12 protein-coding genes and 1 tRNA gene are annotated in these 17,486 nt (G+C 48.1%); 5 read left to right on the top strand and 8 right to left on the bottom strand.

From position 1 onward, the window contains the following. Positions 1-4 precede the first annotated feature (4 nt). A complete protein-coding gene (gene tamL / locus ACYVGO_RS33250; RefSeq protein ID WP_460973044.1) occupies positions 5-2,437 on the top strand; it encodes a translocation and assembly module lipoprotein TamL in 2,433 nt (810 codons plus the stop codon). A 74-nt stretch (positions 2,438-2,511) separates the two neighbouring features. On the opposite strand, the gene ACYVGO_RS33245 is transcribed toward tamL, so the two are convergent. Beyond that, complete coding sequence (locus ACYVGO_RS33245) at positions 2,512-3,225, bottom strand: arylesterase (RefSeq protein WP_460973043.1); 714 nt, start codon at positions 3,223-3,225, stop codon at positions 2,512-2,514. Positions 3,226-3,344: 119 nt separating this feature from the next. Here ACYVGO_RS33245 and ACYVGO_RS33240 point away from each other — a divergent pair, with 119 nt between their 5' ends. Beyond that, positions 3,345-4,046 (top strand): ABC transporter ATP-binding protein, encoded by a 702-nt coding sequence (locus ACYVGO_RS33240; RefSeq protein ID WP_142770836.1) that lies wholly within the window; start codon positions 3,345-3,347, stop codon positions 4,044-4,046. A gap of 74 nt (positions 4,047-4,120) precedes the next feature. Further along, positions 4,121-6,622 (top strand): ABC transporter permease, encoded by a 2,502-nt coding sequence (locus tag ACYVGO_RS33235; RefSeq protein ID WP_460973112.1) that lies wholly within the window; start codon positions 4,121-4,123, stop codon positions 6,620-6,622. A gap of 8 nt (positions 6,623-6,630) precedes the next feature. On the opposite strand, the gene ACYVGO_RS33230 is transcribed toward ACYVGO_RS33235, so the two are convergent. The 5 genes from ACYVGO_RS33230 to ACYVGO_RS33210 form a co-directional block, all read right to left on the bottom strand. After that, the gene (locus tag ACYVGO_RS33230) at positions 6,631-7,263 is read right to left on the bottom strand and encodes an ABC transporter ATP-binding protein (RefSeq protein ID WP_460973042.1); all 633 of its coding nucleotides are present in this window, start codon (positions 7,261-7,263) and stop codon (positions 6,631-6,633) included. A gap of 107 nt (positions 7,264-7,370) precedes the next feature. Further along, positions 7,371-8,165 (bottom strand): acyl-ACP--UDP-N-acetylglucosamine O-acyltransferase, encoded by a 795-nt coding sequence (lpxA, locus tag ACYVGO_RS33225; protein ID WP_142770834.1) that lies wholly within the window; start codon positions 8,163-8,165, stop codon positions 7,371-7,373. 93 nt (positions 8,166-8,258) lie between these two features. Further along, positions 8,259-9,653 (bottom strand): bifunctional UDP-3-O-[3-hydroxymyristoyl] N-acetylglucosamine deacetylase/3-hydroxyacyl-ACP dehydratase, encoded by a 1,395-nt coding sequence (locus tag ACYVGO_RS33220; protein ID WP_142770833.1) that lies wholly within the window; start codon positions 9,651-9,653, stop codon positions 8,259-8,261. Between the two features lie 117 nt (positions 9,654-9,770). After that, entirely contained in the window at positions 9,771-10,805 is a 1,035-nt protein-coding gene (lpxD, locus tag ACYVGO_RS33215; RefSeq protein WP_460973041.1) for a UDP-3-O-(3-hydroxymyristoyl)glucosamine N-acyltransferase, read from the bottom strand. 231 nt (positions 10,806-11,036) lie between these two features. After that, positions 11,037-12,293, bottom strand: coding sequence for an HD domain-containing protein (locus ACYVGO_RS33210; protein WP_142770831.1), 1,257 nt, complete (start codon positions 12,291-12,293; stop codon positions 11,037-11,039). Positions 12,294-12,438: 145 nt separating this feature from the next. On the opposite strand from ACYVGO_RS33210, the gene ACYVGO_RS33205 reads away from it, so the two are divergent. Beyond that, positions 12,439-12,512: transfer RNA gene (locus ACYVGO_RS33205), tRNA-Ile, on the top strand. 2,201 nt (positions 12,513-14,713) lie between these two features. Here the strand turns inward: ACYVGO_RS33205 and ACYVGO_RS33200 are convergent. Beyond that, a complete protein-coding gene (locus ACYVGO_RS33200; protein WP_460973040.1) occupies positions 14,714-15,451 on the bottom strand; it encodes a LytR/AlgR family response regulator transcription factor in 738 nt (245 codons plus the stop codon). Continuing rightward, a complete protein-coding gene (locus tag ACYVGO_RS33195) occupies positions 15,426-16,481 on the bottom strand; it encodes a sensor histidine kinase (RefSeq protein WP_460973039.1) in 1,056 nt (351 codons plus the stop codon). Before ACYVGO_RS33195 ends, ACYVGO_RS33200 begins: the two co-directional genes overlap by 26 nt. A gap of 192 nt (positions 16,482-16,673) precedes the next feature. Between ACYVGO_RS33195 and ACYVGO_RS33190 the strand changes: the two genes are divergently transcribed. After that, positions 16,674-17,480, top strand: coding sequence for a hypothetical protein (locus ACYVGO_RS33190; RefSeq protein ID WP_460973038.1), 807 nt, complete (start codon positions 16,674-16,676; stop codon positions 17,478-17,480). The last annotated feature ends 6 nt before the right edge of the window (positions 17,481-17,486 follow it).

The following is a 17,486-nucleotide window of genomic DNA, read 5'->3' as shown; positions in this document are numbered from 1 at the left end:
CGTTATGAAGAATTTGTTAAAAAGCCATTTTTCTTTGCTTACCTCGCCTTCTGCCTCGCTACAAAAGGGCAGAAAAACGACTCTACTCTTTGCTCCGCGCCCCCTGCCTCTTGCCCTCTGCCTGATCGTCTGCTTACTCAACGCCTGTAACATTGCCAAACACCTGCCTGCTAACGAACGCTTGTACATGGGTACAGACGTAGTTATCCATGCGGATTCAACTATTTCGGCCAGCGATCAGAAATCAATACAAACGCAACTAACAGAATTAGGTCGGCCTCGCCCAGTTAAACAGCTCTTTGGTTACCCCTACAAAGTTGGCTTATACTATCTATTTGGCGAACCCAAAAAGAATGGGTTTCGGGCCTGGTTTCGAAAGAAATTTGGCGAAGAACCCGTATTCGCCAGTGCGAAAGCCCTCACGTCTAATATCCCTATTTTCAAGGCTACGTTACAGAATTCTGGCTATTTCGGATCGGATGCAACGGGGAAGCTAAAGGAACAGGGCTACAAAGCGAGGGGCGTTTATGATGTTGACGTAAAACCCCGCTTTTATATTGACTCCGTAGCATTTCTGGTCGACTCAACTCCCGTCCGTAAGGCACTTCGTGCTTCATTACGACGAACAGTTATCAAGAAAGGAGATCCTTACCTGTTCGATAACATCAAATTAGAACGGGAACGCATTAGCCAATCCATCAAGCAGCGCGGCTTTTATTACTTCCTGCCCGATTACATAGCCGTACTGGCCGATAATGATTCGGTGGCACACCGCACGAAGCTCATTTTCGCCATTAAACCCGAAATACCCGATGCGGCCAGCATACCGTATTCGATTCGAAATGTGTTTATTTTCCCGAATTACACGCTCTCTACGGCCCGAAACGATACGAATCAACGAAAGGCCTACGAAACAGAAGATCAGTTTCAGGTTGTCGATTCTACACGCCGGTTCAATCCGAAACTATTCCGCGACATTGTAACGGTACTGCCGGGTAAACGCTACAGTAGCCGAATGCAGGATCTTACGCTCTCCAGATTCATCAATGTGGGCGCGTTCAAGTTTGTTCGTAACCGCTTCGAACCCGATCAACAGGGCGACTCCGCCGTGCTGGATGTACGCTACTACCTGACGCCTTATCCCGAAAAGTCGATGCGTGTAGAGCTGGATGGCACCTCTCGCTCCAACAACTTCAATGGTACGCAGGTAGTGGTAAGCTGGCGCAACCGCAACGCCCTTAAACGGGCGGAATTATTGACCATTAATGCGAATGCCGGGATTGAATTTCAGGTAGGCGATGTCGGCGAAGGCGTAACGAATTACCGCTTTGGGACCGATGCGACCTTAAGTTTCCCACGGCTGGTAGCTCCCTTCCGCTTCCGATATGACCAGCGGCAGGCATTGCCCAAAACCAACGCGACGATCGGCTATCAAACCATCCTGCGGGGCGGGTTGTACCGAATCAATTCAGCGCAAACAACATTTGGGTATGCCTGGCGACAGAATCAGCAGGTTGAACACGTCTTTCAGCCATTCAATATCAACTACGTGTATGTTCCACTGAACCAGGTTACTGACCGTGTCTATGAAATTTTAACAGATCCTGATGTAGCTGATATTGTTAAGAGACAATACACCAATACAGTTTTTAAATCCGATCAGCTTATTCTGAGTAGCCTGTACACATTTAGTTACAATTCACCAGCCCGGTCGAATTCACCTAACACCTTCCGCTTTACGGGTAATGCTGAAATCGCAGGTAATCTAGCCAGCTTAATTTTCCGCAAACCCTTGGAGACAGATGACCGGAATGGCATTTTTGGCGTGCCGTATGCGCAGTATTTTCGGATTGATGCCGATATGCGGTATTATCGGCGACTGGCACCCAGCATAACTTGGGCTAACCGCTTGTTTGCTGGGGTTGGCTTCACCTATGGCAATTCGCAAGGCAGGTCATTACCATTTACCAAGCAGTATTTTGTTGGGGGTAGCAATAGTATTCGGGCATTCCGTCCGCGCGCCATTGGCCCCGGTTTGTTCACCCGCGATACGATTCGGAATGTGCCTTTGTTTCAGGATGGTGGTGGCGACGTTAAGCTTGAAGCCAACACCGAAATTCGAGCGAAATTCAATAAATTTATTGAGGGCGCTATCTTCGTTGATGCGGGTAACGTCTGGTCGTATTCAGACGTCGATACGTTTGGGCCGGAAGCCAAATTTTCGAGCGACTTCCTGAAACAGATTGCCATTGGTACCGGCGTCGGTATCCGTATCGACCTATCCTATTTCCTGATCCGGCTCGATCTGGCAACCCCCTTACGTAAACCTTACAAGACCGACGGCAGTGAGTGGATTGTGGATAAAATGGCCTTTGGCAGCAAGCAATGGCGAAAAGAGAATCTGGTATTCAATATTGGGGTAGGCTATCCATTTTGAGTTTAAACACAGAGACACGGGGAACACAGAGCTTTTTGCTTTTCTCTGTGTTCCCCGTGTCTCTGTGTTTAAACTCATTTCAGAATAGGCCTCAGCACTTCCCACACGGTATTGGCTACGATTTTATGCCCGGCGGGGGTTGGGTGGATGCCGTCAGGCTGGTTTAGTTTAGGGATACCACCCACGTTTTCGAGCAGGAACGGAATCAGAACAGCTCTGTTTTTGTCTGCTAACTCCTTGAATAATCCCCGAAACTCTTTGGTGTAGGACGTCCCCATATTGGGTGGAATCTGCATACCGGCCAGCACGATAGTAGCCTGCGGGCTTTTCAATCGAACGGTATCTATAATGGCTTGCAGATTTTGCCGGGTAGCAGCCAGCGGAAGTCCCCGAAGGCCATCATTGCCACCCAATTCCAGCACAAATACCGCAATGGGCTGACGCATGACCCAGCTAATCCGGCTTTTTCCACCAGCGGTTGTTTCGCCACTCAGGCCCGCATTGACAATGGTATAGTTCAGTCCAGCGGAGTCGATTTTCTGCCCTACTAGGGCTGGAAAAGCCTGCGATGGTTCCACACCGTAGCCTGCCGTCAGGCTATTGCCGTAAAACAGCACGATTTGTTTTTTAGATGCGGTGGCTGATTTAGAATCCGGTTGGGTTGCCGGGGCATTGGTAGTGGATGAATTTGTTTTCGTATCGGATGAGCCACACCCCCAGACCGTTAGGAGCATCAATAGGCCGCTTATCACAGAATAGAACGTTTGGCGATTCTGGCAGAACTTCATTGGTTTTGCATCGGTTAGATAACTTAAACGCAAAGAGCGCAAAGGCAAACGCAAAGTACGCTAAGAATAATTTGTGAACCTTGCCTTCTCTTGCGTCTTTGCGTTAAAACGATTTTTCCATGAGTATTCTGCGCGTCGAAAATCTTACCAAAACCTATTCAAGCGGGGGCCGCGACCTAACCGTGCTGCATAGCGTGAACTTCACCCTGGAACCGGGCGATACCTTCTCCATTGTGGGACCATCGGGCAGTGGCAAGACTACCCTGCTGGGCTTGTGTGCAGGTTTAGACCGGGCTTCGTCGGGCAGTGTCTATCTGAACGATATCCGGCTGGATACACTCAATGAAGATCAGCGTGCGGCCATTCGAAACCAGCATGTTGGGTTTATCTTCCAGAACTTCCAGTTGCTTCCTACCCTTACTGCACTCGAAAACGTGATGGTACCACTGGAGCTTCGGGGCGAAAAAGGAGCCGCTAAAGCTGCACAGGCCCTGCTTGAGCGCGTGGGATTAGGTCAGCGCGGACACCACTACCCTACCCAGCTTTCGGGGGGTGAACAGCAACGTGTTTCGCTGGCGAGGGCTTTTGCTAACCGCCCTAAACTGCTCTTCGCCGATGAACCAACCGGTAACCTCGATGCTGATACCAGCGCAACGGTTGTGGACCTGCTTTTTGAACTCAACCGAGAAGCGGGCACTACCCTCGTTCTCGTAACCCACGATATGGAATTAGCTGCCCGCACCCAGCGCATTATTCGCATTAAGGGTGGTACGGTTATCTCAGACACCAAAGAGCGAAAGGGCGAAAGAGTGAAAGAGTGATTACTCTCCATTTCGCTTTTCACTCTTTCGCACATTCACTCTTTCACTCTTTAAGCATGTCCTGGCTCTTCCGAATGGCTTGGCGCGATAGTCGCCGGAGTCGTCAACGCCTACTTCTGTTTATGTCGGCCATTGTGCTCGGCATTGCAGCGTTGGTTGCTATAAATTCGTTTGGTGATAACCTCGCTCGGAGCATAGACGATCAGGCTCGCGAGCTTCTGGGAGCCGACCTCACTCTCTCGTGGTCGCGTGCTCCTTCGCCTAAAACACAGCAGTTACTCAAAACAACCGGCCGCGACCGAGCCTATGAGGTTTCGTTTGCCTCACTGGTATCCATCCCTAAAACCGGGGGTGTCCGCCTGGCGCAGGTGAAAGGATTGCAGGGTAATTTTCCGTATTACGGAACCTGGGAGGTACAACCCACGTCCGCTATTCAAACCTTCCGACAAGCCGCCAGCCGCGTTGCCTTAGTTGACGATGGACTTTTGGTACAGCTAGGCGCTCAACCCGGCGACTCTATAAAAGTAGGCAACCTGTCGTTCCTGATTGCGGGACGCGTTACCAAAACACCGGGGCAGGCCGCCATTGCTGCTACGGTAGCACCCACCGTCTTTGTTCCGAACCAATTTCTGGTTAATACAGGTCTGCTGCAGCGAGGCAGCCGGGTGGCGTACAAATACTACTACCAGTTTACGCCGGGAACGGATGTTGAGAAATTCATAAAAACGATTTCGGCCCGTCTGGATAAGGAAGGCGTTAATTACGATACCGTCGACGGACGCAAAAAACAAACCGGACGTTCTTTTGCCGACCTCACAAAATATCTGAGTCTGGTCGCCTTTGTTGCCTTGTTGCTCGGGTGTGTAGGTGTAGCCAGCGCCGTGCAGTTGTATGTGAAAGAAAAAGTAACGTCGGTAGCCATCCTGCGCACGCTCGGCGCCAGTGGGCGGCAGGCATTCCTGATCTATTTACTTCAAACCGCCCTCATGGGTTTGATTGGTGCTACGATTGGCGCTCTGGTCGGGTCTGTGGTCCAATTAGTATTGCCTCGCGTGTTTGGCAATTTCCTCCCGATCACGGTCGAAACAGCCTTATCGGGGCCGGCCATTCTGGGAGGTATTGGCACAGGTCTGCTGATTTCTGTCCTGTTCTCGTTGTTGCCCTTGTTAGCCATTCGGAATGTTTCGCCGTTACGAACACTGCGTAGCTCTTACGAAGATGATCTAAGTGGTCGGGACCCATTGCGATGGCTGGTTTATTTACTTGTTCTCGGTTTCATTGTTGGGTTTGCCTATTTACAAACGCGAAATCTAATGCTGGCCATTGGCTTTACAGCCGGGCTGACTGTGGCCTTTGGTATTCTGACGGCCCTTGGTTTGGGACTTATCTGGCTGGTGCGCCGGTTCTTCCCAACGTCGTGGAGTTACGTATGGCGGCAGAGTTTAGCGAACCTCTATCGGCCTAATAACCAAACGTTGATCTTGGTAACCTCTATAGGTCTGGGGGCATTTCTGATTGCAACCCTCTATCTCACTCAGGGCTTACTATTGGGTCGGGTTGAGTTGTCGGGGAGTGGCAAGCAGCCTAATATGGTCTTATTCGATATTCAGAATGAGCAAATTAAGGGCGTACGTGCGTTAGTGACCGGGCAAAAACTGCCTATTTTACAGGAAGCACCCATTGTAACAATGCGCCTGTCAGACATCAATGGAAAAACCGGCGAGGTTATTCGGAAAGATACCGCTCAAAAAACGCCGAAGTGGGCATTTACCCGTGAATACCGGGTTACCTACCGTGATTCACTAATTTCCTCGGAGAAGCTGACATCCGGAAAAGCGCCATATCAGGCCGATGGCAACGTTTACGTATCCATGGAAAAAGACTTCTTTGATCGGATGCACCTCAAACTCGGAGACACGCTCAACTTTAATGTCCAGGGTGCCCCTATTCAAACCATTGTGGGCGGCACGCGCGAGGTGGAATGGAACCGGGTTCAGACCAATTTTCTGGTCGTTTTTCCATCGGGGGTGTTAGAACAGGCTCCGCAGTTCCATGTGCTGATGACGCGGGTACCGGATAACAAAACTTCGGCTGTACTTCAGCGGGGTCTGGTCAGTCGGTTTCCAAACGTATCGGCAATCGACCTTGGCTTGATCCTGAAAACGGTTGATGAAATCCTGGCGCAAATTTCGTTTGTGATCCAGTTTATGGCCCTATTCAGTATCCTGACGGGCCTGTTAGTACTGGCCAGTTCGGTTGTTATCAGTAAATACCAGCGCCTGCGCGAAAGCGTTCTACTCCGAACATTGGGGGCCAGCCGGGAGCAGATTTTGAGCATTACCGTTGTCGAATATGGCTTGCTGGGTCTATTATCAGCCTTGTCGGGTATTTTACTGTCAATTGTTGGCACTTGGACATTAGCCCAATTTGTGTTCGAAGTTCCCTATCGACCAGACGCCATCCCCTTGCTCGTTGTTCTACTTGTGGTTACCGCATTGACCGTTCTAATTGGCGTATTCAACAGTCGTGAAGTGCTGACAAGACCGCCATTAGACGTATTGCGGGCAGAAGGATAATTGCTGGTTCATTTCCATTGCGTGATGTCAATCACGTTGGAACAGAAATCGTATTCTTCGGGTTGGTTGGAGCCGATGAGCAGCAGTTGGGGAGATTGATTAGAGGGACTGATCAGTTGTTGTATTTGCTCCTGATACCAGTCCGTTCCTTGTCGGTCGAGATTGGATGTAGGTTCATCGAGGATGACAATGGGAGAATCAGAGAAAAACGCCAGACCGAGTTTAACCCGTTGCTTCATTCCCGACGAAAAGTACTTGATTTCTTTGTGCCGGGCGTGGGCCAATAGAAGCTGATCGGCAATCAGGCTAGCCGTTAACCCCGCTTTAAATGGCTTAAAAGTTTGGTGAAACGTGAGCAATTCGTCTAACGTTAACTCCTCAACCAGTTCCAGGTACGGAGCGGCTATACTGATCTGACGGAACCAGTTATCGGGGTCAACAGTAACGCCCTGTTGTTGATAGGTTAATTTGCCTTCTGTAATAGGTAAACTCCCAGCCAGTAGTTGCAGGAGCGTAGACTTGCCGCTCCCATTCGGCCCTACGAACGTATAACTCGTTCCGGCAGTGAGGGTCAGCTCAACGCGCCGAAAAATCCACTCCTTCCGATATTTCTTGCCTAACTGCTCAGCAACTATGTTCATAAATGGATAACTATTAATGGATAATGCACAATGGCCAATGAATAATGTTACACGAGGTAGGCATTGTTCATTAGCCATTATGCATTATCCATTAACCTTCATCACCTTTATTCCCGCTCTCCGTGAGAAGTCGGACCTTTCATAATACCACGCTCCGACGAGCGAATGAAATTGACAATTTCGTCCCGTTCATCGGACGGTGGTAATTCCAGTTCAATTTGTGTTAGGGCATCGGCATTGTTCAAACCGCGCATGTAGATATAGCGGTAGATCTCCTGAATCTGATTGATCTTATCGTTATCGTATCCCCGCCGACGTAATCCAATCGAGTTAATACCCGTATAGGAAAGAGGTTCGCGGGCGGCTTTTGTAAAGGGGGGCACATCTTTACGCACTAATGAACCACCGGAAATCATGACATGAGCACCGATACGCGTGAACTGAAGCACCGAACTTGATCCACCAATAATAGCCCAGTTACCCATGTGAACGTGACCAGCCATTTGCACATTGTTGGTAATGATGCAATGATTACCGATTCGGCAATCGTGGGCCACGTGGGCGTAGGCCATAATCAGGCAGTTCGACCCGATTTCGGTTTTCCAATGTTCTTCCGTACCTCGGCTGATGGTCGCATATTCACGAATCGTCGTATTATCGCCGATATACGTCCGGGTATATTCGTTATTGAATTTTAAATCCTGCGGAGTCGATGAAATAACGGCACCCGGATAAATCTTACAGTTTCGGCCAATGCGGGCACCCTCATTAATAACCGCATGCGAACCAATCCATGACCCTTCGGCAATCTCAACGTCTTTGTGAATAATGGCAAACGGTTCGATCACCACATTCTGCGCAATTTTCGCTTCAGGGTGAATATAGGCTAATGGTTGAATCATTATAATTTCGTCATTGATGGTCATTAGTAGTCATTAATAGTCATTTATTGCTACGATGAATGGCAACTGAATGACAGAAATGCCCATTAGTGACTATTTCTTTTTAACCAGACTGGCAATCATATCAGCTTCGCATACCAGTTGGTTCGCAACGTAGCCGCGGCCCTGCATTTTAACAATACCGCGCTTCATAGGAGAGGTAAACTCACATCTAAATATTACGGTATCGCCAGGCAAAACGTTGCGCCGGAATCGGCAATTCTCAATGCCTACCAAAAATGGCCAATAGTTTTCAGGGTCGGGCACGGTACTAAGTACCAGAATTCCACCCGTTTGTGCCATAGCTTCAAGCTGCATGACACCTGGCATAACCGGATTGCCAGGGAAATGCCCCGGAAAAAACGGCTCATTCATGGTCACATTCTTGATACCCACCACGCTATTTTCGTCCAGGGCAATGATTTTATCAATCATTTGAAACGGATAGCGGTGAGGCAGTAACTGCGAGATCCGATTTATATCCAGTACCGGTGGTTGCATCGGGTCGTACTGCGGCACCTGATTGGCCGCATTTTTTTGAATGAGTTTCTTAATCTTTTTGGCAAAGGCTACGTTAGCCGCATGCCCAGGCCGGGCAGCCAGGATTTGCGCCTTGATAGGCCGACCAATCAACGCCAGATCACCTACTACGTCGAGCAGTTTATGGCGGGCCATCTCATTTGGGTAATGCAGCTTGATATTGTTCAGAATACCCTCTTGTTTGTTCACACTCACCTTGGGCTTGTGAAGCAAATCGGCCAGATAATCCAGCTCTCCATCCTGCACATCGCGATCTACAATAACGATAGCATTGGTAAGGTCTCCCCCTTTAATGAGGTTCTGCTTATACAGCGCTTCCAGCTCATGCAGAAATACGAACGTCCGACAGTTAGCGATCTGTTCAGGAAACTGACTAATGTCGTTCAGATATGCGTGTTGACTACTAATAACCCGCGAGTTGTAGTCAACCATCACCGTTATCCGGTAATCGTTCAAGGGCAACGCAGCCAGTTCGATATCTTTTTCAGGAAGGCGATAGTGAACGTATTCACTCACCTCGAAGTAATTCCGGGTGGCATTCTGCTCCTCAATACCGGCATCGCGCAGGGCATCGATAAACTGAATGGATGAACCATCCATAATTGGAGGCTCAGGGCCATCTAACTGAATCAGGACGTTGTCTAACTGCAAACCAACCAGTGCGGCCAGTGTGTGTTCAACCGTATGAATCCGGGCACCACTTTGCTCAATAGTTGTTCCCCGGGAGAGATCCACAACGTTGTCTACATCGGCATCCACAATGGGTTGCCCCGGCAGGTCGACTCGCTGGAATTTATATCCGTGATTCGTTGGCGCTGGCAAAAACGTCATCGTTGCCTGAACGCCCGTATGGAGACCTACCCCCGATACCGAAATGGCTTTCTGAATGGTCTGTTGTTTGGTATTCATAGTTCAGTAAGTCAGTAAGTTAGTAAGTCAATAAGTTGGTAAGTGCTTACGTAAGAGAGTTGGTTTTGCGTAAGCACCTACTGACCGCACGGGCGGCCCCGTTACCGACTTATTAACTTATTGACTCTTCTCATTTTTCTTCTCCAACTTTGTTATCCGTTGATCCAGCTCTGGTAAACGCCGAAACACAGCCAATGACCGCATACTTTCTTTCAAACCAAAAGCGGGCGAACTATTAATGGCTGTACCCTCCTCGTCAATACTTTTCCCTACTCCCGACTGCGCGCCAACTTTTGTACCATTGGCAATGCTGAGGTGACCGGCAAATCCAACCTGACCGGCAATAACACAATTATCACCCAGTTTGGTAGAGCCTGATATGCCCGTTTGAGCAGCAATAACGGTGTTTTTACCAATCTCAACATTATGACCAATCTGGATCAGATTATCCAATTTAGCTCCTCGCCGGATAATCGTTGAACCCATAGTGGCACAATCCACTGTAGTTCCAGAGCCAATGTTTACATAATCTTCCAGAATAACATTACCCAACTGCGGAATTGTTTTGTAGGTACCGTCTGGCTGTGGAGCAAACCCAAACCCTTCGCTACCGATCACCGCATTAGGGTGGATAACACAGTATTGGCCGATAATACAGTTATCCAGAATCCGCACGCCCGGATGAATAATGGTATTATCACCAATACGAACATTGTTGCCAATGTAAGCGTGAGGGTATATTTTTACACTCTCTCCAATCTGGCAGTTACGCCCAATATAGGAAAACGCACCCCGATAGATCTGCTCCCCCACCTGACTACCGTCGCCGATATACGATGGTTGTTCAATACCAACTCGGGCAAAAATTAGTTGCTTGTGGTATTCTTCCAGCAGTTGCGTAAAAGCGGAGTAGGAGTTTTCTACAAATATCAACGCAGGCGAAACCGGCTTTTTAGGCTCAAACGACCGATCAACAATCACAGCTGATACCTGAGTGGTGTACAGATGTGATTCATATTTGAGGTTAGACAGAAACGATATATCGCCTGGCTTTCCCTCTTCAATTTTAGCTAATCCGGTGATTGTCAGCGCATCGTTTCCGGCAACTTCGCCCCCAAGCAGTGTAGCGATCTGCTTAACTGTAAACTTCATATATTTTATGACTGCCGTCGCAAAACACCCATTATTAGCGGGAAATAAGGCCGCTAAGGTAGCTAACAAATTGCACTTTTCCGCAATTTGTTCTGCAAGTGAAGTAGGTAGAGCGAATGGAGTTGGTGAAATAAGTGGAGTGAGTGGAGCTGGTTGAGTGAGTCAACCCCAGAATATGTACGCTACTCCCTTAATATACTCCACCCATTTCACTTACTTCACTCACTCCACCTACTTTACTCCTTTACTAAAAACCAAATTCCTTGCCCAGCAAACGTAATATCGACGAACAATATTGGTGAGTACCTGGATATTTGACAGATCCGATGCATCGGCAATGTCAATCACTTTCCCTGATTTTAATTTAATAGCAATACGATCGCCTGAGGGGAGGTAAGCCGCATTTGTTGCCTGGCCTTCCACCAGAAAATACGAAAGCCAGTCATCGGGCATTCCTGTCTGTCGCAATTGACTTTCGAGCTGGGTTAACAACTCACCCGCGAACGGCTCCGTCGACAGCATGATTTTAAATAACTTCCGATCAAGTAACATCTGGCAAAGCATGGACAGCACCGGGTCCGAGTGCGAAGCACCCTCCTTAATACAGGTCCAAATGTCGAAATCATCTAATTTGGTGAAGGCATCAAGATAAATATGGTTTGTCTGAAAATCAGTTAGTGATATACTCTCGCATAGAAACATCCGGAACGCATCGGAAGCAAAGACTGGCTCGCCACTCGCCTGACGGCTTAGAAAGCGTGCCCGTCGCAAAATCTGAATCAGCATCGACTCGCAGCAAATTGAAGTCTTGTGCAAATAAACCTGCCAGTACATCAGTCGTCTGGCGTTCAGGAAATTCTCAACACTCAAAATGCCTTTAGCCTCCACAACTAACTGATCGTCGACCAGATCCAGCATTTTAATAATACGTTCGGCTCCAATGGCCCCTTCCGCTACCCCCGTATAGTACCCGTCGCGGTTGAGGTAATCCATCCGATCCATATCTAACTGGCTCGAAATGAGCTGATGGAAAAACGGCCTTTTGTACGTTCCCTCAAACATTTGGATAGCCAGCGACAATGCTCCTCCAAATTGCCGATTAAGGTCGTGCATGAGCATCAACGATATCTGTTCGTGTGGCACGTTATCCAGTAAACAGCATTCCAGTACATGCGAAAATGGCCCATGCCCAACGTCATGCAACAGAATAGCAATCTGTGCCGCTTCGCATTCCTCGCTGGTAATTGCATGACCCTTGCTTTGGAGGGTACTCATTGCCTGCCCCATCAGGTGCATAGCACCCAGCGCATGGTGAAAGCGTGTATGCAACGCCCCTGGATAGACGTATTCCGACAAACCCAGTTGCTTAATCCGACGGAGTCGCTGAAAGTAGGGATGCTCGACTAAATCGAAGAGCAACTCAGTTGGTATGGTAATAAACCCATAAACAGGGTCATTCAGGATCTTCTTCTTGTTCGGCGTTGCCATCAAGCAAAGATAGTTCAGATAGGATTACAGCCGGATTATGGGTACGAATTGATGAGATAATAGACCAAAAATCCGGTCAATTCTGCCATTCTGTCAAAAAAATCCGTAAATTTGCATCGCTGAATCTGAGAAATCAATCAGCAACGGGCTTGTAACTCAGTTGGTTAGAGTGCCTGACTCATAATCAGTAAGTCGTAGGTTCGAGCCCTACCTGGCCCACGTTGATAATCAACCACTTAACAACCATGTTAGGTGGTTTTTTTATTGTAGTTCCAATACAACTTGCAATACATTTTAGAGAGTTCAACCCTGCTTCTAAATCCATCGGATTGGGTTATTAGCCGACCAGGAAAAATATCAAGTAGATATATTGAACTTGACTGATCTCGGCGATAGTGCAGCCGATACAGAGTTGACACGGCTTTTAGAAATTCCCCAACACATGCCCATTTCCATCTTGAGGGTTTAGCCAGGTCGCCGGGTGGTACAATTCGGAAACGCCCCTCAGAGAGTGGAATTGGGCAAACCTAACGGCTGAGACTCAGGAGGAAGGGTGTAGCGGGTAATGTTCAATGAGTGGCTTCGAATGAGAAAAATTGACGGGCTTCCTTGAGGATAAGTTTAATGAGTCAGATAGCAAGTAATTATGAGCAAATCGAAGCCGATCTCAATAAATTTGGTTTGTCTACCACCAAGGGCCAATTTTAGCTAATACAGGTAAAATGACTGGTTATAGCAACACAAAATCGCAGTTTAAATAGATTATAATTAAGATTTCATAATTCGAGTCAAGTGATTCAGATCGCTGCCTAGTAGCCCATTTGACAATATTGCACTTCGCTGCCAAAGCCAGCTGGATAGCTCTGAGTCCAAAAATCATCAAGGATGACTAACTCGCTTGAAAATTAAGCTGGATGCTTCCCTGCAAGCATGGAATGACCAAAAAAAACCTATTCCTGCACGCTTGACCACAACTCAGGTTCAACAACCCACAATCGGCAGCTCACTTAACTCGATACCTAATTCCGATTAAGTATCCTAAATTTTTCATTTAGACCCTATTTACAAAAGAGAATGAAAAGCCACTACACATCCAAATCAGCCATTTTTTCAGCCAAACTAGCGCGTTGGCTCGTAAGTCTGAAAACGAATTTTTTGCGCTGGGTCATAAAAAGCCAGCCCAATATTCCTAAAGCCATAAAATGAGGTATTCAGAGACTTCACCTCCTGAGTTGATCGGACTCTATTTCAGCTCTGCTTCTTCTCACTCCGCCTAAATATGACTTCCCAATTGTAGCCCTCCCAGCCAGAAGTCCCGCCTGTGATACAGGCGGTATCAAAAACTAATGGAGTATTGTATTTTGGCGAAAATGTTCCAAAAACGGATCAGCAAGATTTGGGATGAATTTGTATCAAAACATTACAATCTGAAGTTACCCTTAAGTAAGCCTCTTTAACTGTCAAGTACTAGAGATATAGTGATAGTTGAGGATGAGGCTATGAGATACATAGCCATGCAGGTTTGAATAGCTAAGAAGGAACAGCTAACAGAAAGAACGAAGTACGGGAACCTCCAGGCTGAAGCCAGAAAATCAGTAATCTATTTCAATGAACTGAGACCGTGTCGACCCACTGGTCCTGCACACCAAACGGTTCTGGTGAGCAGGTGCGTATCTGCTTACCCCACTTTGGTTGATGGTGGGCCATGATGAAAGCGTGTAATTGTGGGCGAACAGGCAACGGGCTGATATTTTTCAACTTGAATTGACAAAACGGGTTAGGAAGCCCATCGAGGTACATGCTTCCACCAGCCAGCCCCAAATAAGGGATTCCTAGCTAGGGCTGAACCGCTTTGAGCGTGAGTTACTCGATCAACACCCATCACTACGGTATTCATTAGATGAATACCGTCTTCATCGAAATAGATACCGCCTGAGTGGATGCTAAGCCGGTATCTATTTTAATGAAGGGTATATAAACTGCTTATTTTAGTCAGCTCACCAGCGGGATGCGTTTCTGTCGCCTAACTAATGGGTATTCAGTCTTTTTTGTAGTCAAACAGTGCCCTGGCTGGGACGGGTCAATGATAGGATAAATTCCCCAAGTTGGAGTGAAAAACAGACTGGTTTTAGAAAGGTATAGGGGCTGTTGTCATCTATTTGGTAGACTTATCCATCGAGATTCGGAAGAAACGGATCAAGCGGAAAAGATACTAAAGATTGGACGGCCAATAATTGCAGCGTATTTTGAGATTGATACAAAGCCCGTGGTCGCAATCTGTTTTTGAAAGAAATCAAGTATCAGGTGAATTGCACGGCACAAACCGTCAGCCCCACATATCTTTGGTTTCTTACCAACTCTCAACTCTAAAGGGCGTTCCGGCACTACACCGAGTCTCCCTGTTTAGCGGACAAACGCTACTAAACGTGGGGCTTAAAGGCTGGCAAGATTAGGTTTCCGGTCTGGATCTTTCGCAAAAAGGCACCTTTATACAAGCGGCCTAGCGGAAGTGTTGCAGTAGCCAGCGTAACCTGATCAGTGTTGTAGCTGACGAGTTTATCCCAGGCAATAATAAATGATTTGTGCACCCGAATAAACTTATCGTCAGGCAGTTTGGCCTCCATATACCCTAGCTTTTCGGACACTACGTAGGATTTTTCTCTGGTGTTCACTTTGATATAGTCCGCCAACCCCTCAATAAAAAGAATGTCTTTGAGGAAAATTTTGGTTTGATCCCTTCCAACCTTAAAAAACATATAACTCTCCTCATAGCGGCTGGTAACTGGGGTGGGTAATGCCGAACTGTCTTGTGACTGTAGGTACTTGGAAACGGCTCGCATGAATCGCTCCTGGGTGATGGGTTTCACTAAGTAATCCAGCACATCCAGGTCAAAGGCCGTGGCCGCGTACTCCCGGTAGGCCGTTGTGAGAATGATCTTGGGGCGGATCTTTATGCATTGGATCAACTCAAGGCCTGACATCCTGGGCATTTGAATATCCAGGAAAACCAGGTCAACCGGGTTGGTCTGTAAGAACGTGAACGCATCGACCGCATTGTCCAGGGAGGCTATGACGGTAAACCCGTTCAGGGTTGACAGATGCTGGATGAGTAAATCCCTGGCCGGGGCTTCATCATCCACGAGTAGGCAGGAAGGCATGGTTCAATGATTTAATGGTCAGACGAATCAGGAAAGAATGAGGCTCATCAATAATGCTTAGCTCATGCGCATCCGGATAGAGTAATGCCAATCTTTTCTTTACGTTCGATAGGCCAATCCCCCTGGAAGCTCCTGCCGGGATTGGGCTTTGTTCATCCTTACTGTTGGCGATCTTCACCGAAAACTGGCCGGGCCCTCTAGAGATATCGATCCGAATCCAGCTGAATCCGATCGAGCTGGCCACGCCATGTGTAAAGCTATTCTCCACCAGGGGCAACAAGAGCAACGGAGCGATCTTGAGATCATCGATAGAATGATACCGATTAATGGCTACGTCCAGTTTGGGCCCGTACCGGTTTTTTTGCAGTTCGATATAATGGTCGATATAAGCAAGCTCCGTTTCCAGGGGCACCATCGCCTGAGTGGATTCGTACAAATTGTAGGCCAGAAAACCCGACAGATGCGCAATCAGCGAGGCCGTCTGGGGACTGCTGGTCAAGGCTGTCGAATAGATATTATTTAACGTATTGAACACAAAATGAGGCTGAACCTGCGCTTTCAACTGGTCCAGCTCGGCCGTTGTTTTCTGCTGCTCCAATTGGTGGACCCGAAATCGTTCCTCATACCAGGATCGGATCAAATAATACAAAGCATATAAACCGGTTATCGTGTAGAGATTCACCAAATCGACCAGCATTTTGCCGAACGAGAGCAACGCCATATGCTGGGCCAGCGGAAAGTACGTCGGATAAATAAGGTAATAATTGATGTAGCGCCTGAGGAGGAGCAAAAATAGTGAGAGAAGAATCAAATACGCCCAATCGATGGCCCAACCGCTTTCCGCCAAGCGCTTCTTGATTAAGACATGAACCGTTAGCCAGGAAAACAGAAAGGCGACCGGCAGGGCCATACAGGCGTTGATCAGGTAGCCTTGGTAATCCCCATACAGCGAGGCCAGACCCAGCCACTGATAGAGAAAATATAGGCTCCAAAAAACGGCATTAAACAGGACTTCTCTGGTGATTTTCATGATCCGGCCATTCTGGACTAAGGTAAGCGTTTTGCCGGTCTGGGAGTTGCTGAGATACCCGTTTTTCGATCAACGACCTAATTTATCGGTAAACGGCGTATACCGATAAATTGGGTTGTGTACAGACAATAATCCTGGGCGTCGTGACTGGTGGCTACTTTTGAGCGTACATCAGGTAGCACCCCCATCATCATGAAACTACTAATACGAATCGGCCGGGCCTTCTATTCAGCCGCCCTTGTTGTGTATGGCTGTCAACAGGTTTATTTTGGCAGTTTCCGGGATGTATTTTTTTCGGCTTATCAGCACCACCTTCCGTTCCTGACGGGTTTCGCTTGGCTCTTCGGACTTTATCTGATTATCACCGGTGCTTTACTGTTTGTACCGGGTGCCGGCAAAAAAGCGTCTCTCCTGCTGGGGGCTGTCTGGCTATCGCTCTTCCTGGGCACCCATCTGACCTATGAGCTCATCTCCGAACCCAATAAACTCTATCACTTAGGCTTGTGGACGACTCCTTTGAAGGAGCTAGCCCTAGCTGGGGGTGCCTTTGTGGTCGCCTACTCGTTTGAGACGCCCCGAACCGGTACCCTGGCGGTGTTAGAGCATATCATGCCCTATGGCAATTTGTTTTTTCTCTATACCATGACCAGCTATGGGATCTCCCACCTTATTTATGCAGAGTTTCTGGTAGGTACCGTTCCCGACTGGATGGCCAACCCCCTGTTTTGGGTCAATCTGACGGGAGTCGCCTTAACAGCTTCCGGCATCGCCATTATCCTAGGGCTACGAATCCGGATTATCGCTCTATTACTCTCGCTGATGATCTTTCTGTGGTTCTGGCTGGTTCACGTCCCCGGTGCCTGGTCGAACCCGGTCGCCAACCGGGGCAATATGCTGGCCAGTGCGTTCGACGCGCTAGCCTACAGCGGGGTGGCCTTGCTGATCAGCCTCACCATGAAGCAACAGAAATGGGTCGAAGACATCGAGCGTTGGCGATAACGCTCA

The organism is Spirosoma migulaei, from assembly GCF_054776855.1.
This window is presented reverse-complemented; position numbering and strand designations above follow the sequence as displayed.